The sequence below is a fragment of the Enterococcus sp. LJL51 genome (genome assembly GCF_054871795.1).
On the sequence record NZ_JBTXLW010000010.1, the window covers coordinates 121,478 to 140,674 of the forward strand.

The window sequence follows — 19,197 nt, forward strand, 5'->3', positions numbered from 1 at the left end:
ATCTGCTGCTGCCTATATTTCTTTTACAGAGAAAGGTCTATACTTAGGTCAACATCAATGTTCAATACAGGAGGAATAGACAATGAAAAACGGAATTAAAATTGTTACAATCGGCGGCGGCTCCAGCTATACGCCAGAGCTGGTAGAAGGCTTTATCAAAAGATTTGAAGAACTGCCAGTTAGAGAGCTTTGGCTAGTAGATATTGAAGCCGGTAAAGAAAAGCTTGAAATTGTTGGAGAAATGGCAAAACGCATGGTTAAAGCTGCAGGAGTTGACTGTGAAGTGCACCTGACGTTGGACCGCCGAGAAGCATTGAAGGATGCGGATTTCGTCACAACGCAGCTGCGTGTGGGATTGTTGGATGCTAGAATTTTGGATGAACGTATTCCCTTAAGCCATGGCATGATTGGTCAGGAAACAAATGGCGCTGGTGGAATTTTTAAAGCACTGCGTACGATTCCAGTGATTCTTGACATTGTTGAAGATATGAAGGAGCTGTGTCCTAATGCTTGGCTGATTAACTTTACAAACCCAGCTGGTATGGTAACGGAGGCTGTTCTTCGCTATGGAAATTGGGATAAGGTAGTAGGGCTTTGTAATATTCCTGTCAATGCAGTATTTGAAGAGGCAGCACTACTTGAGGAACAGCCTCGGGACTTGTTCTTCCAATTTGCGGGAATTAATCACCTTCACTGGCACACAATCACTGATAAGAACGGTGTAGACCGAACAGATGATTTAATTAAAATTATGTATGGCCAAGGAAACGCAAAATCAATTGTTGCTAATATTAAAGATAATGAACTAATTTGGGAACAGGTAGAAAATCTGCATATGGTGCCGTGTCCATATCATAATTACTATTATAATACCGATAAAATGCTGGCAGAAGAACTGGAAGATTTCAAAAATAATGGTACACGTGCGGAAAAAGTAAAACAAATTGAACATGAATTATTCGAGCTGTATAAGGATCCTAAGCTGGATTACAAGCCGAAACAACTAGCGGAAAGAGGAGGAGCACGATACAGTGATGCTGCCTGTGAGATTATCAACTCTATCCACAATGATAAGCGTACAACAATGACCGTTAGCACAAGAAACAATGGTACAATAACAGATCTTCCAGCTGAGAGCGCAGTGGAAGTAACTTGTACAATTACTGGAAGAGGACCTGTTCCATACAACTTTGGCAGCTTTGAACCAAAAGAGCGGGGTCTACTGCAAGTAATGAAGTCAATGGAAGAGCTAACCATTGAAGCAGCTGTAACTGGAGACTATGGCACCTTACTGCAGGCATTTACAATGAATCCGCTGATTACAAGTGGTGGTATTGCGAAGCAAGTCATGGATGAGCTTCTGGAAGCTCATAAATCATATTTGCCTAAATTCTTTAAATAAGCAAAAAACACGAAAAGTCATTTTCCCGACTTTTCGTGTTTTAGTTTTCTAACTTCTTTTGCTAGGTATTCAATTGTATACAGTGCAGGAACCTGTGAAGTAATATCGCTGTCACCAATACTTTCTGTTGAAATATAATAGGGAATATTTACATCAGACAGCTTGGCTATTTCTGATTTTTCACTATTAGTAATTGAAATAATAGAACTTTCATTGGCAATGAAATGGTTCAAATAATCAATTATCGCTGTTGTTTTTCCGCTGACGGAAAGAGCAATTACACAAACATTCCTGGCAATATTTTTGTTGAAAAAGCTAACTGGATGATTCACCGGATCATCAATATTAAAAGCCATGCTGAAGATAGATGAAAAATACAAAGCGCCGTATTCTGCGATAATCTTTGAGGAACCAACTCCGACAAAAAGAACCAGTTCTTTTTCAGCCAGCAGCTCAGCAGCAGCACGCAGGCGTTCCTGATAAAAGGATTCTGTAGAGCGCTGAATGAAGTGTGAAAAAGACGTTTCATCAACTGTATGAATGGTTGTTTGATGACTTTGAGACTCCAGATAAAGACTCAACCGCACTTTAAATTCTGAAAAGCCTTCACATTCAAATTTACGGCAAAACCGTAAAATACTGGCTGTACTGCTGTGTGTAACTTGTGCCAGCTCTCTGATACGCATATAAATCACCTGATCCATATGCGCAGCAATGTATTTATAGATTTCCAAATCAATAGGGCTGAGATCAGGGTTATAGTCTAAGAACAGCAAATGAATTCCCTCGCTTTATGATATAAGTTTATTGAAACAATGGCACAGTTCAGTCTGTTTAAAGAGAAGCAATTGCTTTAATCAATTAACAGCAGCAATTTAGTGCAGAAAAGAAGTAATTAAAGTAAATAAAAGAACCTGAACATCAGCTCTGTGGATAACTTTGTGCATAACTAGTTACGAGCATGTGAAGAATAGAAAAAAACTTGAATATCACTATTAGGTTCAAGGGCATAAAAAATCTTTTCACCGCAAAATTTTTTTCCGAATATTTACTAGATTACTAAAAAAAATGTTCGAATATCTACTAGCGATTCCCGCTTTGCAGCAGGGTAAATTCTTCTTTTTTTAAATAAGCAGATAAAACCTTTAAAATCCTGTCAGTACAAGGATATATTCACTTTTTTAGTGAATAAAAGCAAGCTAAAAGCGTTAGATTATCCGTAAAAAATAAATTGATTTCTTATAACTTTCCTTATTTTAAAAGGAAAGCTCTGTTGAACTGAGGATTAGCTTCTATTGATTAAAAAATAGTGAAAAAATTCTTGTTAAACGGATATTACGAAAAATCCGATAATTCCTTATTAATGTGGATAACTATAAAAGAAAGAATAAATAGTTAAAGATATTATAATTAAAAAAATAGTTATCCACAAAAAAACGGAATATAGAGCTAGTTATCCACAATCGGGGATAACTCTGGGGGAAACTTTTACTCGAAGCGTTCTGCCGGTTTTATTTCAGGTAGTAATTCCTCAATTTTATGCTCGGTACTGGCCGTCACCATAAACAATATATTTAGTAGAGGTCAACTCATCTAGCCCCATAGGTCCTCTGGCATGCAACTTTTGAGTGCTGATTCCGATTTCTGCACCAAAGCCAAAAACAAAACCATCGGTAAAACGTGTAGATGCATTAGCATAGACTGCTGCAGCGTCCACCTGCTGCAAAAATTGCTGTGTAGCAAAATAGTTGTCACTGATGATACTTTCAGAATGCTTGGTATTATATTTGTTAATGTGGGCGATTGCTTCATCTAGAGAGTTAACGACCTTGACTGCCAGGATGAAATCAAGAAATTCTGTTCCCCAGTCTGCTTCAGTTGCTGGTATGGATTGTTTTAATATAGCCTGGGCACGCTCGTCAGCCCGCAGCTCCACATTATACTCGCTTAAAGCTTCTTCAATAACAGGTAAAAAGTCTTGGGCTACATCTTTGTGGATAAGCAGGGTTTCTGCGGAATTACACACAGATGGCCGCTGACATTTAGCATTAACAGTAATATCTGTTGCCATTTTTAGCTGAGCATCTTTATCTATATAAATATGACAGTTTCCTGTTCCTGTTTCTATAACGGGAACAGTGGCAGTTTCCAGCACCGTTTTGATTAGATTGGCGCCGCCTCGAGGAATTAGGACATCTAGATATCCATTTAAGGTCATTAGCTTTTTAGCCGTTTCCCGAGAAGTATCATCCACAAATTGAATGGCGTAAGGCGAAAAATCACTATCACTTAATGCTTGCTGGAGAATGGAAACTAATACCTGATTAGATTGAAAGGCTTCTTTTCCTCCTCTCAAAATAACTGCGTTTCCCGATTTAAAGCATAAACTGGCGGCATCCGTTGTGACATTTGGACGGGATTCATAGATGATTCCAATCACCCCTAATGGTACTCGTTGTTTTCCAATCATTAAGCCGTCTTCATTTTTCCACATTTTTTCTACTTCGCCAATTGGGTCATTCAGCCCAGCGACTTGACGAATTCCATCTGCCATTGCAAAAATCCGCTCTTCTGTCAGACGCAGACGATCCTGCATTGTTTCAGAGATACCATTTTCCTCTGCAGCGGCCAAATCATTTTTGTTTGCTTCTAAAATTAAAGGAATACTTTTTTCAAGCTGTTTTGCCATCGCAAGCAATAGCTCATTTTTTCTTTTAGTATCCAGTAAACCTAGTTGATAAGCAGCAGTTTTTGCCTGCTGCCCCAGTGTAATTAAATCAGTCATGCCCATTTCTCCTTTCAATAAATAAAGTACCGATATCTTCTCCTGCTAAAATGTTAAAAATAATCTGCGGCTGTTTTCCGTTAGCTAAAACCATCATGCTTTGTTGTTCAAGTACACGTTCGGCAGCTTTCAACTTGCTGAACATACCGCCTGTACCGAAACGGCTGCCTTTTCCGCCGGCCTGCTGCAGCAAAGCGTCATCAATCTGATTGATTTCAGAATACAGGACAGCTGCTTTATTAGTATTTGGGTTGTCTGAGAAAAAGCCGTCAATGTCGGAAAGCATGATTAATGCATCTGCATTAATTAGCTGTGTCACGATTGCTGAAAGCTGATCGTTATCGCCAAACTTAGTCAAATGGTCTAGTTCATCAATAGCTACGGTGTCATTTTCATTAATAACAGGAATTAATCCCATTCGCAGTAGTTGTTCCATAGTATTGACTACATTGCGGCGGCTTTCAGGATATTCTGTTACATCTCTTGTTAACAGAAGCTGTGCAATTTGTTGGCTGTAAGTGGAAAATCGCTGATTATAGATATTCATCAGTTCCGCCTGACCTACCGCAGCTACTGCCTGCTGTTCAGGAATAGTTGGGGGTCGTTGATCAAGGTTCAGTTTATTGAGTCCGACACCAATCGCGCCTGAAGAAACCAGTATAATTTCTTTACCCTGATTTTTAAGATCGGTTAAGGTGAATGCCAGATGATCAATTGCACGCAGATTGATGTTTCCGTTCGGATAAATCAGTGTGCTGGTTCCAACTTTGATAACAATTCGCTTGGCTTCTTTTAATTGTCTACGCATATTATCCCCCATACAATTCCCGATAAAGCTGCTGGCTGCTGGACTAACCGCATAAACCCACGGTTAGTAAAGTTGCAAGTAAAAATAAATAGGCAGGGGCAGTTTATCATTTTTAGATTCTAAGAAAGCCAGGACTATGAAGTCATAGTTCCCAGCTCTCTTGATTGTTCTTCTATTTTACTGCTTTCTTAGCGTTTTGTCTCTAAATCATGTAAAAATAATCCGCTAAGTAGCTTTGGTTCAAACCACGTAGACTTTGGCGGCATAATTTTCCCAGCATCGGCGACATTTAGCAAGTCATCCATTGTGGTTGGATAAACAGCAAATGCAGCTGTCCATTGTCCGCTGTCTACCAATTTCTCCAGCTCTGCCATGCCTCTTATGCCGCCGACGAAATCAATCCGTTTATCGGTTCGAACATCTTGAATACCAAAAAGGGCAGAGAAAACATGATTTTGAAGGAGAGAAACATCCAAACCTTCAACTGGATCATCTGAAAGAATGTGTTTTTTTGCAGTTAGTGTATACCACTGCCCGTCTAAGTACATACCGAAGGTTTTCGGTTGGGCGGGTTTTCCTGCGTTTGCAGTTTCCACAGTAAAGTTCTCCGCAAGCTGTTTTAGAAAATTTTCTGGAAGAGGAACGTTGACTACACGGTTGTAATCAAGTATCTCCAGCTCTTCCTTAGGAAAGATTACTGAAAGAAAATAGTTAATCTCAGCATCCTTCGGCAGCTGCGGGTGCTGTTCCCTATATTTTTCACCAACTTTAACGGCTGATTCTGTCCGATGATGACCATCAGCAATGTATAAGGCAGGAACATTAGCTTCAAAAGCATTTGTGAAAGCAGAGATAACCTCTTTCTCATCAATGACCCAGACCTTATGTCCAACCTCGTGGAAGCTGGTGAAGTCATAGACAGGAGTATGGGCAGATTTCCAGCTGTCCATCAGCTGTTGAATATCCGTTTGCGACCGGTACGTAAGAAAAATCGGACTAGTATTAGCATCGCAGGCCTCTATATGACGAATTCGATCCACTTCTTTTTCCGGACGAGTAAATTCATGTTTTTTGATTTTTCCTGCGGTATAATCTTCTACTGCTGTACAGGCAACAAGTCCAGTTTGAGAACGGCCATTCATGACTAATTCGTATAAATACAGTGCTGGGTTCTCTTCCTGCAACAGCCATTCTTTTTCAATAAAAGCTTTTAGGTTATCGGCGGCTTTTTCGTAAACCTGACTGTCATAGGGAGATAACTCTTCCGGTAAATCAATTTCAGCTTTATCAATATGCAGATAAGAGTACGGATTTTCCTGCCCCAATTCCCGAGCTTCAGCGGAGTTGAGAACATCATAGGGTAATGTAGCGACCTTTTCACTGAGCTTAGCCGCAGGACGGATACTCCTGAAAGGATGAATTTTTACCATTAATAGTTCACCGCCTCATTATTTTTAATTGTCCGTACTTTAATGATATTTTCAGCCTGTTGAATTTTTTTAGCAACGGCTTTAATTTTTTCTTCATTTGTTTCTGCAATATCCACCAAGGTATACGCGTAGTCATCACGGCTGCGGTTAATCATCGTATCAATATTGATTCCGGTTTCCGCGATACCTGTAGAAATTTGTCCCAGCATGTTTGGTACGTTTTTATGAATGATTGTAAAGCGGTAAGGCGAATTAAACGCCATTTCCACTGTAGGAAAATTGACAGAGCGTTTAATATTTCCAGTTTCTAAAAACTTCTTCAGTGTTCGGGCAGCCATCTTAGCACAGTTCACTTCGGCTTCTTCGGTAGAAGCGCCTAAGTGAGGCAGAACCATGATTTTTTCGTTATTTAACAAGCGTTCATCAGCAAAATCAGTGACGAAGCTGCCGATAGACCCATTGTTGACTGCTTGGCAGACTGCGTCTGTGTCCACTAGTTCACCACGGGCAAAGTTTAGCAGTACAGCAGAGCGTTTCATCTTGTTCAGCTCATCTTGACCAATTAGGTGGTGTGTAGTTTCAGTTAGTGGAACATGGACAGTAATGAAGTCGCAGTTCGTAAAAATTTCATCCATACTCTGCGCCCGTTTTACGCGACGAGAAATACTCCAAGCTGTATCTACTGAAACAAAAGGATCATATCCAGTAACATCCATTCCCAAACGATACGCATCATTAGCCACCATTGCCCCAATTGCACCTAAACCGATTACGCCCAGTTTCTTACCTTCAAGCTCGGTTCCGGCAAATTGCTTCTTCTCAGCTTCCGCCTGACTTTCGATATCTGGTCCTGAAAGTGTCTGCACCCAATTAGCGCCTTTCAATACAGGACGAACAGAAAGCAGTAGACAAGCAACCACCAGTTCCTTCACTGCGTTAGCATTAGCTCCCGGTGTATTGAAAACAACAATCCCCTTTTCAGCACATTCTTTAACAGGAATGTTATTCGTTCCTGCACCAGCTCTGGCAACACCCAGCACAGAGTCTGGAAATGCATAGTTATGAAGCTTTTCACTACGCAAAATGATTCCGGCTGGTGTATCTGTCTGGTCCACGGTAAATTGAGGATCATCGAAACGGGCTAAGCCCTCTGGTGCGATGGCATTGAAAGTTTTGATATCAAACATTTAGTTCGTTCCTCCATTTTCTGCTTCAAATTTTTTCATAAATGCTACAAGCGCTTCTACGCCTTCTTTTGGAAAGGCATTATACAAACTAGCGCGCATACCACCGACAGAGCGATGACCTTTGAGATTTTCAAAGCCTTCGGCGAGTGCTTCCTGATTGAATTTTTTATCCAATTCTTCACTCCCGGTTACAAAGGGAATGTTATTGATAGAGCGGTATCTAGGATCCACAGGAGATGAGAACAATGGAGAGGCTTCAATTTCTTTGTACAGAAGCTCAGCTTTTTCTTTATTTAATTTCTCCATTTGTTTTACGCCGCCTTGTTCACGAATCCATTCGAATACTAATTCTGCCATGTAAATAGCAAACGTCGGTGGAGTATTGTAAAGGGAGTTATTTTTTGCTTGAATGTCGTAGTCCAGCATGGCGCTCATCACGTCTGTTTGTCCAATTAAGTCTTCTCTAATAATAACTACTGTTAAACCAGCAGGTCCAATATTTTTTTGTGCGCCTGCATAAATTAAGCCAAAATCAGCAACATTGTAGTCAATAGATAGGATATTGGATGACATATCGGCGATTAACGGAACATCGCCAGTATCCGGCAGGTCATAATAAACCGTTCCTTCAATTGTATTGTTTGTTGTGATATGAACATATGCAGCGTCTTGAGGAATTGCGTCTTTTTCAACCTCGGGAATATAGGTAAAGTTTTTATCTTCACTGGAAGCGATGACTTCTACCTGAACGTTGGAAATTTTTTTGGCTTCACTAATCGCTTTTTTCGACCATGAACCTGTATTGATATACAAAGCTTTTTTATTTTGTGCCAAATTTAATGGAATCATTGTAAATTGAAGACTGGCACCGCCTTGTAAAAATAGTACTTTGTAATTATCGGGAATATTCATTAACTCTCGCAACAGGGTTTCAGCCTGCTGAATAATCGTTTCAAACAAGGAGGATCGATGGCTCAGCTCCATAACGGACATGCCGCTGTTTTGATAATTCACTAATTCAGATTGTGCCTTCTCCAAAACACTTTTTGGCAAAATCGCCGGACCTGCAGAAAAATTATAAACTGTTGTCATACGTTTCTCTCCTTCTTTGTTCATTGCTGAACGAAATTAAATGTGAAAATTATTATAACAGAAAGCTCACATTAAAAAAAGATTAAAACTAATTTAATGTGTATATATTTTAAGATAAAGGCATTTTTAGTTAAAAATGAGAATTTTTCTTATTAAAATTAGAAGAAAACAGGTCTGTCTCTTTTTTAACGTTTGCATTCTGTGATTTGACAGTTTATCATTAAAATAACTGGGGTTTTTTTAAGTATTTAATAATAATTTGAGGGGCGTACTAAATATGAAGAGAAAAATGTTGTCCATTATGTTAGGGTTATCTCTGATGTTTTCTTATGGTGTACCGGAAATGGTACACGCAGAAGAAGGCTCAGCTGTTAGTAGCGAGAAAACAGAAGAAAACAGTAGTGAGTCTCAAATGGAGAGCTCTGATTTTGAAAGTGAAGATTTTCTGGACAATTCCGAATCAAGTAGTGAGGGAACAGAAGAAACATCTGAAGCAGAAGAAGGCTTAGAAGAAAATGAATTGTCAGAAGGAGTGGAAGTTCAGAGTGGGATTTATAACATCTGGACAGCGACGGAGTCTACTTTACTGAGTATGGAAAAAGATTCAGGCAAACTGAAACTGGACAAACAAATTTATCATAGCCGACAAAACTTTGAAATCATTTCATTGGATGATAAGTGGTATCAAATCCAAAATGTTGATTCACAACTATTTTTAGAAGTTCAAGCTGACATAACAGCTGATAAATCAACAGTTATTCAAACAGAAGAAAAGGATACAGATGCGCAGAAATGGCAATTTGTAGATGCTGGTGATGGAAATCTCTACATCCAATCTAAACTGGGAACTGTCTTAAATTTGTCAGAAACCCAAAATTCGATTGAAGCAGCAGTTCAAATGAACCAGCTTGATGCTAACAAAACACAGAAATGGCGTCTGGATAAAGCCGTTGAACCAAATGTTGTAACTATTACTGATGGGTTATATCAGTTTGCTGGAGTTGAAACAGACAGTGTACTTGCTGTTGATGAAGCTTCTAAGAATGAGTTAAAGGTAAAACCGTCAACATATAGTAGTGCTGAACATTTTACGGTAACAAAAGTGACAGATGGATGGTATACAATTACTAATTCCAGCTCTAATATGGCCTTAGATGTTGAGGAAGAGAAAACTTCTGATAAGGCTGCTGTACAGTTAAGCATGGAAGAAGATGCGGAAGAGCAGAGGTTCCGATTCATAGATGCCGGTGATGGAAATGTCTATATTCAATCTGAACTTGGAGAATATATTGAACGGGACACAGCAGAAGCAACAATGGAAACAACTGTTCAAGCGGATACATTGACCGAATCAACTGAGCAAAAATGGAGAGTAGCAGCAGCTAGTGCGCCTAATGTAGTTCAAATTCAAAGTGGTGCCCGCTATTTCATTTCTTCTAATGTAAATACAAATATGGTTTTAGATGTTTATAAAGGTGGTACTCAAAACGGAGCGAATGTGCAGCTTTGGAGAGAGGGCGGAGGCTCTCAGCAAAAATTTATTATTGAAGTTGTTGATGCTAATTGGTACAGAATAATTAACGAAAAATCTAAAAAAGTACTTGATGTAGCATCTGGGAGTAAGGCGAATGGAGCAAATGTACAGCAGTATGCATGGAATGGAACAGATGCACAGAAATTTAGGTTTGTGGATGCGGGGAATGGCTTTTGTTATATTCAAAATAAGTTAGGAAAGTATCTAGATATCGAAGCTGCTCAAAATAAAAATGGAGCTAATGTACAAATGTATGGTTTAAATCGTACCAAAGCGCAACAATTTAAGCTTGAGAATTTGAACCAAACCAATTTTATTCGCATGACAAAATCGGATAATACAGCCGTTCGAATGACTATTTTCAATCCAAGTGTAAGTGCAACATCGATGTCGTTCCCGACATGGAGCCGTACAAAAGGGCAAGATGATATCAAATGGTTAGCAGGTAGCAAAAATTACGACAATTCATGGACTGTAAATATTCGGAGCAAGGATTTTCGTGATGGCGGTGCTTTTGATACTCATATCTATGCTAATGGAAAAGTGGGTATAACGACTAAAGCCTATACATTAACCAAGAACAGAACAGCTATGGAGCAGCAGGCTTACAATATTTTGAATCAAGTGGGCTGGAATCTGCGGGCTGCCTATAACTGGTCTGTAAACAGTATAAGATATCAGTCACTGTCAGCACCTCCAGCAGGAGCGAATTTCGCTGAGTGGTATGCAAGAGAAGGGTTCAATAACCGAAGAGGCAACTGTTACGCATTTGCCAGCACTTTCTATTACATGGCCAAAGAACTGGGCTATGATGCACATGTAACCGTTGGTAGCGTGAGAACAGTGAGCGGCGGTGCCAGTGCCCATGGCTGGGTTGAGATTAACATGAGTGGTACAGTTTATGTGTTTGATCCGGAAGGAGAATACGAAATTAAAGGGTACAATGGGTATCAATTTCGTTATGGCAATCCGGGAACGATGAGGTACCAAAATTATCGTCGCGTTAATTAAAAAACAAGGAGTATAACTTCGAATGAAAAAGTATAAACTAGCGGGGGCAATGCTTCTTTTCAGCTGTTTTCTACTGACAGGCTGTAAAACAACTGCTTCGTCTGGAGGGACCGGAACATCCGATTCCTCTTCAGGTGAGGTATCAGAATCCAGTACAGCAAATACAGGGACCGATTCTTCTTCAAAGGGAAAGACAGAAACAAAAAAACAAACGAAAATAATCGGAACACAAACTGGAAAATCAGGAGAATATGAGAAGCTTTTGGATAATCAAACAGGCTCTGATATTACAGGTATCGCTATTAAGAACATGTCAGAAGAAGCTTTTGAAGGAAATCTGCTTAAAGAAAATAATCCATTTTTAAAAAATGAACAGGGAAAAATGTATTTCACGCCTGAAACGGATAGTGATGCGGGTTCTGGTGATGGCGATGCAAAAGTTATCATTCCAGGTTATGATCTTTCCTTAACAACAAAGGATGGCAAAGAATATATTTTGCACGGTTTCCCTTTTGATGATTTAGAAGAGGCAACACTCTTTATTAAAGATGATGTAGCTTATATTGAATACGAAAGTGTCACCGGAGAACAGGTCAGTACCTTCGAAACAGAAAAGTCCATGAAGGAAATAGAAAGCAGCCAGTAATGCTTAGAGGGGAAGGCAACGATAACTATGGTTTTTAGTTCAATGACGTTTCTATGCGTTTTTCTGCCAGTTCTGTTCATCCTGTACTATTTAGTAAAAGGAGTTAGACTGCGCAATTTTCTATTAATTGGAGCAAGCCTGCTGTTTTATGCTTATGGTGAGCCTGTTTATATTGTGCTGATGATTATCAGTACATTGATTAACTATTTCTTTGGTCTGTTGTTAGTAACGGAAGAAGTAAAGAAAAGAAAGCTAGCACTCTTTTTCGCAGTTCTTATTAATCTGGGACTACTAGGTGTATTCAAATATTCTGATATGGCTGTTGAGACAGTAAACGGGCTACTGGGTACGGCTTTTGAAGGACCTGGTTTGAAATTACCAATAGGTATTTCATTTTACACATTTCAAGCCATGTCTTATGTCATTGATGTTTATCGAAAAGATGTAGCAGTTCAGAAAAATTATTTTAATATCTTATTATATATTTCATTTTTCCCACAGTTAATTGCAGGGCCAATTGTAAAATATCATGATATTCAGGAGCAAATCGATAACCGTCATGCTGATCCCAAGCGGATAGCAATGGGCTTTCGCCGTTTCACAATTGGGTTGTCTAAAAAAATATTGATTTCCAACGCTGTGGCGATAGCCGCAGATGCTGTTTTTGCTTTTCCCTTTGCTGAGATTAACATTATTTCAGCATGGATTGGTGCAATAGCGTATGCATTGCAGATTTATTTTGATTTTAGCGGCTATAGCGATATGGCTATTGGACTAGGGCATATGTTTGGCTTTCATTTTCTGGAAAACTTCGACTATCCTTATGTATCCAGATCAATTAAAGAATTTTGGCGAAGATGGCATATTTCGCTGTCAACCTGGTTTAAGGAATATCTTTACTATCCGTTGGGAGGAAACCGTAAAGGAAAAACACGGACAGTCCTCAATAAATGGATCGTCTTCTTTTCTACAGGCTTGTGGCATGGCGCAAGCTGGACGTTCGTGATTTGGGGCTTGTGGCATGGATTGTTTCAAATGATTGAAGAATTTTTACCAGTCAAGAGGCTGCCGCGACTTTTAGGTCATATTTATGCGCTGCTGGTGGTCTTTGTTGGATTTGTCCTGTTCCGTGCAGAAAGCTTTCAGCAGGGGCTGCATATGATTGGTCAAATGTTTACTGGGTTTCACTTTACGGAGACGCAGCAAATGCTGGCTTTTGAACAACTGACGCCGATTTTTATTTTAGCAACAGTTGTTGGAATGATTATTAGTATGCCGATTTTACCTAATATACAGATGAGGATTGCACCTGATAGCTCATTGGAAAAAGTACTGCTTCCTATGACCTATATCAGTTCGATTATCTTGCTGGTTTTATGTATGTTAAGTTTATCCAGCGGAACATACAATCCATTCATCTATTTTAGATTTTAGGAGGACGGCAAATGAAAAAGAATGGACAATATATCGTATATCTACTATGTATTTTCACAATATTATTAATTCCGTTTGCCGGTATGACCTTTTGGCCTACCAACGAAACAGCAGAGAAAACCGAGCTGGCAAAGTGGCCGTCAATGAAAAAGGACGGTGAATGGAATTGGGGGATTCTACAGGATATGGGGACATATTTTGAAGATCACTTTGCCTTTCGAGAACAGCTGGTTACGGCTAACGCTATGGTACGCAGTAATACTGTAGGAAGTTCTGCCACGGACCGAGTAATTGTTGGGGAGAACGGCTGGCTTTATTTTAATGGTACACTGGATGATTACCTAGGGAAAAATCAGATGACGAATCGTCAGCTGTTTATGGCGGCTCAAAATCTGAAGATTATGCAGAAATATGCAATAGACCGTGGTGCTCAGTTTTTATTTGTATCGCCAGTGAACAAAAATACGTTATATAATGAGAATATGCCCAGCCGCTATCATAAGGCAGAAGAAAGCAACCTTTCCCGATTGCTTTCTTTACTATCAGAGTATGATGTAAATTATGTCGATTTAGAGGCTGTCTTTAAAGAACAGGAGCCTATCCTATACTTTAATGGAGACACACATTGGACGAATGAGGGAGCCTTGCTTGCCTATCGTTCGATTATGGAGCGGTTTGAGTTGCAGCATGAAACCTTTCTAAATGTTCCGTTTGAAGAACGAAAGGATCATGTGGGGGATATTTCGGAAATGTTGTATCCCAAAGCGCCAAAAAAAGAAGCAAATCAGTATTATTCTCATCGCTATACAGTAGTAAATGATATTACAGATATGATGGATCCGTGGATTGAAACTACTAGTGCAGCTGAAGAGAACCGTTTGTTGATGTACAGAGATTCTTTTGGCGAGAGCTTAGTACCGTTTATGGCTGATGAATTTGGGCAAGGTTATTTTACCAGATATGTTCCATACAGTTTTCTACAGGTGGATCAGTACCTGCCGACACATGTAGTAGTTGAACGGGCAGAACGGACGTTGAGAAAGCTGACGATTGATATTCCAATTATGACTGGGCCGATTGTGCCCAATATAACTGGTGGTCAGATTCAGACAGATACCTCAATGACAATTAAAAAGGATAATGATTACTATCTACTGCAGGGAGCCGTGGATCCGAAGCAGATTACGGATAGAACAGAAATTTATCTTTCGGTTCGAAATAATGAAACCAATCAAACAGTCTGCTACCAGCCTTTTTATCTTTCAAAGGACGAAGAGGATGGCGCAGGATTTCAATTGTATTTAGCCAATATGCAGCTGCCGAAAGACACACATATCAATTTTATGACAGTAGAAGCTGGTGCAGCTACAATTGTTTATTCAGAAGACCTATTGAAAAACAATATTAAATAAAAAATAGTATGGGGGATTTATAAAATGAAGAAAGTCATGCAGTTAGTTACCTTATTCGCTTGTGTGCTTGGTATGACAGCGTGCGGCAGCGGAAAGAAAGATACAGCATCGAGCACTGAAAAAACAACAGTAAGCAGTTCAACAGCTACGACAACAAGCTCAAGTGAAGAGAAAACGTATCAAGTTGTAGGTGTAAAATCAGATACTGCTTCAAAAGCATTGGTTAAGAACAGCACAGGACAGGAAATCAAAGCTGTAGCCATTAAAGCTGCCGATCAGACAGAATATCCAGCAAGTATGTTGAGTGAGAACGCAACGATTAAAAATGAGGATACAGTACAATTATTTTACACACCTGAAAACAAAGAGGGAGAACAAAAATATGCTGTGCAGGTAACCTTTGCTGATGATACGGTACACGAAATCAGTAATTTCAATTTCTCTGATTTTGATCCAAAATCAGAAGTTGAAGTAGGTTATGATGGTACGGTGGCGTTCTTGAAATATAAAAATAAAGCAGGTCAAGTCGTTGATACCAAAGAACAAGAGCTTGCTGCAAAAGCAGAGAAGGATGCAGCAGCACAAGCTGAAGCAGCAGCCAATGCCGATGCACAAGCAGCAGCGGATGCCCTAGCGGCTCAGGAGGCAGCCAATGCACAGCCAACCGTTGACAATAATCAAGCGGCCAATGATGCAGCGGCAGCACAGGCAGCAATTGATGCACAAGCGGCTGCCGATGCTCAGGCAGCAGCTAATGCAGCGGCACAACAGCCAGCAGCACCTGTAGAACAACAGCCGGCAGCTCCAGCAGCTCCAGCACAGAATCAAGGCGCAGACAACTGTCTTGATGATGGGGCTATGTTCAACTAAGAGTAACTTAAATAAATCAACAGTCTGAGGAAAGAAAAGCTTCCTCAGACTGTTGATTTTTTATTAAAGAAGAATAATTTATATATTTTTTTGGATACTAGGAGTGAAAGAAACTATTTTATTGCAGAAAAGTAGCTTTTTTTAAAAAGTTTCATCATACTTTATTCATAAATAGAGGCTAAACTAATAATCAAATATAAGATGTTTCATTTCATTTAACTCCTAATTAAAACAGCTGAAAACCTCCTCCGGTTTTCAGCTGTGTGTGTTTTATAAAGCTTTTATTTTTTTGCAGAACAGCAAAAAGAGTAGGAAAAAGAAGAATCTCAATATTGGACTCAAAATCCAACTTATTGAAGATTACTAAATATCCTACTCTTTTTATCTGTAATACGGAAATCTGTTTACTGTTCTTTTTTGTTTTGGGCAGCCAGCAAATCACGAATTTCTGCCAGATATTCTTCTGCTGTAGGTGTCTCTTCTACCGGCTCTTCCTCTTGTGGTTTTTTCATTTTGTTTGCTGCCTTAACAATCAAGAACAGGACAAATGCGGTGATAATAAAAGTAATGATTGCACTAATGACGTCTCCAACTTTGAACGCTACGCCATTTACATTGAAGACCAGTGAACCGAATGCATCGTCTGCACTGCTTTGTCCAGTTATCATTACAATAATCAAGCTAACAATAGGGGTAATCAGACCATCAACGACTTTGGTCACGATTGCTGTGAAGGCACTCCCGATAACAACCCCAACAGCAAGATCAAGTACATTTCCCCGCATCATAAATTCTTTAAATTCCTTGAACATAGTATCCCTCCTCTACTATTTTAGTATACTCAAAATTAGAATAATTTTAAACGAAAACAGTTTGGAATCTTAAAAGTAGTAGAAGCTATGCTATAATTATACGCAGAAACAGAAAGTTAAAAAAGTATTTAAATACAGGGAGATTCTTGAATTTATAAGACATATTGATTATGATGAAACAACGAAGAAAGGGTTGAAAACATGTCAGTTAAGCTAGCTAAGGGAGTCAATCTACATATTCTGCCAACTAAAAAATATAAAACCGTACGTATATTAATACGTTTCAATACATTATTGGACCGCCGAACCATTACCAAACGGACTTTGTTGTCCAGTCTGCTGGAAACAAATAGTCTAAACTATCCGGATCAGACGCAAATCAGTGAACGGCTGGCCGAGATGTACGGTGCCAGTTTTGGTTTTAACGTAAATAAAAAAGGAAACCTGCACTGGCTGAATCTATCCATGAGTATTGTTAATGATAATTACCTAAATCAAAGTCATGTTCTGGAAGAAGCAGTTGCATTTATTAAAGAGATTTTGTTCGCTCCTCACATTGTTGAGGGTCATTTCGATCAGGAAACTTTTGACAGAGAGAAGGAAAATACAGGGGCTTATATTGAGAGTGTGATGGAAGATAAGCAGGCATATGCAGCTCTTTCACTGCAAAACCTTTATTTTGATGAATCTGATGCCCAAAAAATTCCTAGCTTTGGTACTCTGGAAGACTTGAAAAAGGAAACTTCTCGAACAATCGCCGATTATTACTATGAGATGATGGCGAAGGATCAAATCGATATTTTTATTTTGGGTGACGTGGAAGAAGAGATGACTGCTAAACTAATTGCTGAGTTGCCGTTTACAGAACGGGAAGCCGGAGTAGGTGAAGTTTTTTATCATCATACGATTGATAATGTCATTAAAGAACGTTCAGAAAGAGAAGAACTGGCCCAATCTAAGCTGAATATTGCTTATGATACAAATGTTTTCTATGGCGAGGCCTCTTATTTTGCTTTACAGGTATTTAATGGACTTTTTGGAGGTTTTCCTCATTCCAAGCTATTTATGAATGTTCGTGAAAAAGAGAATTTAGCGTACTATGCTTCCAGTAGTTTAGATACTTTCCGGGGGATGTTAACTGTTCAAACCGGAATCGATGGGAAAAATAGAGAAAAGGTTCTGCATTTGATAGCGAAAGAGCTGGAGAATATCCGTAAAGGCGAAGTGTCGGAAGAAGAGCTGCAGCAGACAAAGGCAATGCTGAAAAATCAATATCTGTTGTCTCTGGATAATGCAGGTTCTGTTCTGGAAGGGGCATATATGGATTTTCTGTTACCGGAAACAGTTCTTGAACCTGAGGAGTGGCTGCGTCGTCTAGAAGCAGTAACACTTAAAGAAATACAAAAGGTTGCCAATCAAGTTAAAATGCAGGCTATTTTCTTTTTAGAGGGGGAGCAGAAGAATGGATAAGAAATCCTATCCGCAAATCAATGAAACGCTATATACAGAAGTGCTGGAGAATGGCTTAACAGTCTATCTGCTGCCTAAAAATGATTACCATAAAACTTATGGATTATTTACTACCGATTATGGATCAATTGACAATGAGTTTGTTCCGTTAGGAAAAAATGAGATGATACGAGTACCCGATGGAATTGCTCATTTCCTCGAGCATAAAATGTTTGAAAAGGAAGATGGCGATGTTTTTCAGGCTTTTGGACGTCAAGGGGCCTCTGCCAATGCTTTTACCAGTTTTACGAAAACCAGTTATTTATTTTCCACTACAGATCAGGTAGAAAAAAATCTGGAAACACTGATTGATTTTGTACAAGCACCATACTTCACAGAAGAAACAGTGGAAAAGGAAAAAGGGATTATCGGTCAGGAAATTCAAATGTATCTGGATGATTCAAATTGGCGGCTGTTTTTTGGAATTCTAGGGAATCTTTATCCTAAGCATCCACTGCATATCGATATTGCAGGAACAGTAGAAAGCATCAGTCAGATTACTGCTGATGATTTATATACGTGTTATCATACGTTTTATCATCCAAGTAATATGACCTTGTTTGTTGTAGGAAAAATGGAGCCGGAAGAAATGATGGCCTCCATCCGCAAAAATCAACAACAGAAAACTTTTGCAGCTGCAGCGCCGATTAAACGTCATTTTCCGATTGAAGCAGCAGCAGATATTGTTCGTGAAAGCTCAATTGAAATGCCTGTACAGCGGCCCAAGGTCCTTGTAGGACTTAAAGGGCTTGATGAGGTGCCTGAGGACGGCTTCGACCTGTTGAAGTATAAGACAGCAGTAAATTTATTGTTACAGCTGCTTTTTGGGAATACCTCTCAAAATTACCTCTCATTGTATAATACAGGATTATTAGATGATAGCTTCAGCTATGAATTTAATCTGGACCGCAGCTTTCATTTCGCTGACATAGGCGGCGACAGCGACCAGCCAGAGCAACTGGCTGCAGAGCTGGAAAGAATTTTGTTGTCTTATGAAGACAGTCCGGAATTAACAGAGGAAAACCTTGATTTGCTTAAGAAAAAAATGATTGGAAAGTATTTCCAGTCTTTAAATTCGTTAGAATATATTGCCAATCAGTTTTCACAGTCATTATTTGGTAAGACAACGCTATTTGACATGCTTTCTGTAATTGAAGCCATTTGCTTGGACGATATCAAAAAAATTGGAAAGCAGTTTATTCGTAAAGACGGCTTAAGCAGATTTTATATGTATCCTAAAAACTAGCAAAAACTGATAAGGAGAC

15 protein-coding genes are annotated in these 19,197 nt (G+C 39.3%); 8 read left to right on the forward strand and 7 right to left on the reverse strand.

The features are described 5' to 3' along the window. The first annotated feature begins 82 nt into the window (after positions 1-82). Complete coding sequence (locus tag ACYSNQ_RS10705; RefSeq protein WP_426083204.1) at positions 83-1,402, forward strand: 6-phospho-beta-glucosidase; 1,320 nt, start codon at positions 83-85, stop codon at positions 1,400-1,402. Between the two features lie 17 nt (positions 1,403-1,419). On the opposite strand, the gene ACYSNQ_RS10710 is transcribed toward ACYSNQ_RS10705, so the two are convergent. The 6 genes from ACYSNQ_RS10710 to serC all read right to left on the reverse strand — a co-directional run bounded on the left by ACYSNQ_RS10710 (position 1,420) and on the right by serC (position 8,704). After that, positions 1,420-2,178 carry a MurR/RpiR family transcriptional regulator gene (locus ACYSNQ_RS10710; RefSeq protein WP_426083206.1) on the reverse strand — a complete coding sequence of 253 codons (759 nt, stop codon included), beginning with the start codon at positions 2,176-2,178 and terminating at the stop codon, positions 1,420-1,422. Between the two features lie 761 nt (positions 2,179-2,939). Then, on the reverse strand, positions 2,940-4,187 hold the full coding sequence (locus ACYSNQ_RS10715) for a glutamate-5-semialdehyde dehydrogenase (RefSeq protein ID WP_426083208.1): 1,248 nt from the start codon (positions 4,185-4,187) through the stop codon (positions 2,940-2,942). Then, positions 4,180-4,995 (reverse strand): glutamate 5-kinase, encoded by an 816-nt coding sequence (proB, locus tag ACYSNQ_RS10720; RefSeq protein ID WP_426083210.1) that lies wholly within the window; start codon positions 4,993-4,995, stop codon positions 4,180-4,182. Before proB ends, ACYSNQ_RS10715 begins: the two co-directional genes overlap by 8 nt. Positions 4,996-5,183: 188 nt before the next feature. Further along, entirely contained in the window at positions 5,184-6,425 is a 1,242-nt protein-coding gene (locus ACYSNQ_RS10725) for a DUF1015 domain-containing protein (RefSeq protein ID WP_426083212.1), read from the reverse strand. Continuing rightward, positions 6,425-7,612 (reverse strand): phosphoglycerate dehydrogenase, encoded by a 1,188-nt coding sequence (locus tag ACYSNQ_RS10730; protein ID WP_426083214.1) that lies wholly within the window; start codon positions 7,610-7,612, stop codon positions 6,425-6,427. Before ACYSNQ_RS10730 ends, ACYSNQ_RS10725 begins: the two co-directional genes overlap by 1 nt. After that, positions 7,613-8,704: a 3-phosphoserine/phosphohydroxythreonine transaminase gene (gene serC, locus ACYSNQ_RS10735; protein ID WP_426083216.1), complete on the reverse strand. Its 1,092-nt coding sequence runs from the start codon at positions 8,702-8,704 to the stop codon at positions 7,613-7,615. A gap of 277 nt (positions 8,705-8,981) precedes the next feature. On the opposite strand from serC, the gene ACYSNQ_RS10740 reads away from it, so the two are divergent. The 5 genes from ACYSNQ_RS10740 to ACYSNQ_RS10760 are packed head-to-tail and all read left to right on the forward strand — an operon-like array spanning position 8,982 to position 15,611. Next, the gene (locus tag ACYSNQ_RS10740; protein ID WP_426083218.1) at positions 8,982-11,249 is read left to right on the forward strand and encodes an RICIN domain-containing protein; all 2,268 of its coding nucleotides are present in this window, start codon (positions 8,982-8,984) and stop codon (positions 11,247-11,249) included. A gap of 22 nt (positions 11,250-11,271) precedes the next feature. Beyond that, positions 11,272-11,895 carry a hypothetical protein gene (locus ACYSNQ_RS10745; RefSeq protein WP_426083220.1) on the forward strand — a complete coding sequence of 208 codons (624 nt, stop codon included), beginning with the start codon at positions 11,272-11,274 and terminating at the stop codon, positions 11,893-11,895. 27 nt (positions 11,896-11,922) lie between these two features. Further along, on the forward strand, positions 11,923-13,329 hold the full coding sequence (locus ACYSNQ_RS10750; protein ID WP_426083222.1) for an MBOAT family O-acyltransferase: 1,407 nt from the start codon (positions 11,923-11,925) through the stop codon (positions 13,327-13,329). Between the two features lie 11 nt (positions 13,330-13,340). Further along, entirely contained in the window at positions 13,341-14,741 is a 1,401-nt protein-coding gene (locus ACYSNQ_RS10755) for an alginate O-acetyltransferase AlgX-related protein (RefSeq protein WP_426083224.1), read from the forward strand. Between the two features lie 24 nt (positions 14,742-14,765). Continuing rightward, entirely contained in the window at positions 14,766-15,611 is an 846-nt protein-coding gene (locus tag ACYSNQ_RS10760; RefSeq protein ID WP_426083226.1) for a hypothetical protein, read from the forward strand. Between the two features lie 404 nt (positions 15,612-16,015). On the opposite strand, the gene mscL is transcribed toward ACYSNQ_RS10760, so the two are convergent. Next, positions 16,016-16,423 carry a large conductance mechanosensitive channel protein MscL gene (mscL, locus tag ACYSNQ_RS10765; RefSeq protein WP_426083228.1) on the reverse strand — a complete coding sequence of 136 codons (408 nt, stop codon included), beginning with the start codon at positions 16,421-16,423 and terminating at the stop codon, positions 16,016-16,018. A gap of 201 nt (positions 16,424-16,624) precedes the next feature. Between mscL and yfmF the strand changes: the two genes are divergently transcribed. Both yfmF and yfmH read left to right on the forward strand, forming a co-directional pair. Continuing rightward, positions 16,625-17,893 carry an EF-P 5-aminopentanol modification-associated protein YfmF gene (gene yfmF / locus ACYSNQ_RS10770; protein WP_426083230.1) on the forward strand — a complete coding sequence of 423 codons (1,269 nt, stop codon included), beginning with the start codon at positions 16,625-16,627 and terminating at the stop codon, positions 17,891-17,893. Continuing rightward, positions 17,886-19,178: an EF-P 5-aminopentanol modification-associated protein YfmH gene (gene yfmH, locus ACYSNQ_RS10775; protein ID WP_426083231.1), complete on the forward strand. Its 1,293-nt coding sequence runs from the start codon at positions 17,886-17,888 to the stop codon at positions 19,176-19,178. Before yfmF ends, yfmH begins: the two co-directional genes overlap by 8 nt. Positions 19,179-19,197: the final 19 nt, after the last annotated feature.

Bases quoted from the DNA above. Each gene is read 5' to 3' on its own strand.
- ACYSNQ_RS10705 (WP_426083204.1), top strand. From the start codon at position 83: ATGAAAAACGGAATTAAAATTGTTACAATCGGCGGCGGCTCCAGCTAT.
- ACYSNQ_RS10715 (WP_426083208.1), bottom strand. From the start codon at position 4,187: ATGACTGATTTAATTACACTGGGGCAGCAGGCAAAAACTGCTGCTTAT.
- proB (WP_426083210.1), bottom strand. From the start codon at position 4,995: ATGCGTAGACAATTAAAAGAAGCCAAGCGAATTGTTATCAAAGTTGGA.
- ACYSNQ_RS10725 (WP_426083212.1), bottom strand. From the start codon at position 6,425: ATGGTAAAAATTCATCCTTTCAGGAGTATCCGTCCTGCGGCTAAGCTC.
- ACYSNQ_RS10730 (WP_426083214.1), bottom strand. From the start codon at position 7,612: ATGTTTGATATCAAAACTTTCAATGCCATCGCACCAGAGGGCTTAGCC.
- serC (WP_426083216.1), bottom strand. From the start codon at position 8,704: ATGACAACAGTTTATAATTTTTCTGCAGGTCCGGCGATTTTGCCAAAA.
- ACYSNQ_RS10740 (WP_426083218.1), top strand. From the start codon at position 8,982: ATGAAGAGAAAAATGTTGTCCATTATGTTAGGGTTATCTCTGATGTTT.
- ACYSNQ_RS10745 (WP_426083220.1), top strand. From the start codon at position 11,272: ATGAAAAAGTATAAACTAGCGGGGGCAATGCTTCTTTTCAGCTGTTTT.
- ACYSNQ_RS10750 (WP_426083222.1), top strand. From the start codon at position 11,923: ATGGTTTTTAGTTCAATGACGTTTCTATGCGTTTTTCTGCCAGTTCTG.
- ACYSNQ_RS10755 (WP_426083224.1), top strand. From the start codon at position 13,341: ATGAAAAAGAATGGACAATATATCGTATATCTACTATGTATTTTCACA.
- ACYSNQ_RS10760 (WP_426083226.1), top strand. From the start codon at position 14,766: ATGAAGAAAGTCATGCAGTTAGTTACCTTATTCGCTTGTGTGCTTGGT.
- mscL (WP_426083228.1), bottom strand. From the start codon at position 16,423: ATGTTCAAGGAATTTAAAGAATTTATGATGCGGGGAAATGTACTTGAT.
- yfmF (WP_426083230.1), top strand. From the start codon at position 16,625: ATGTCAGTTAAGCTAGCTAAGGGAGTCAATCTACATATTCTGCCAACT.
- yfmH (WP_426083231.1), top strand. From the start codon at position 17,886: ATGGATAAGAAATCCTATCCGCAAATCAATGAAACGCTATATACAGAA.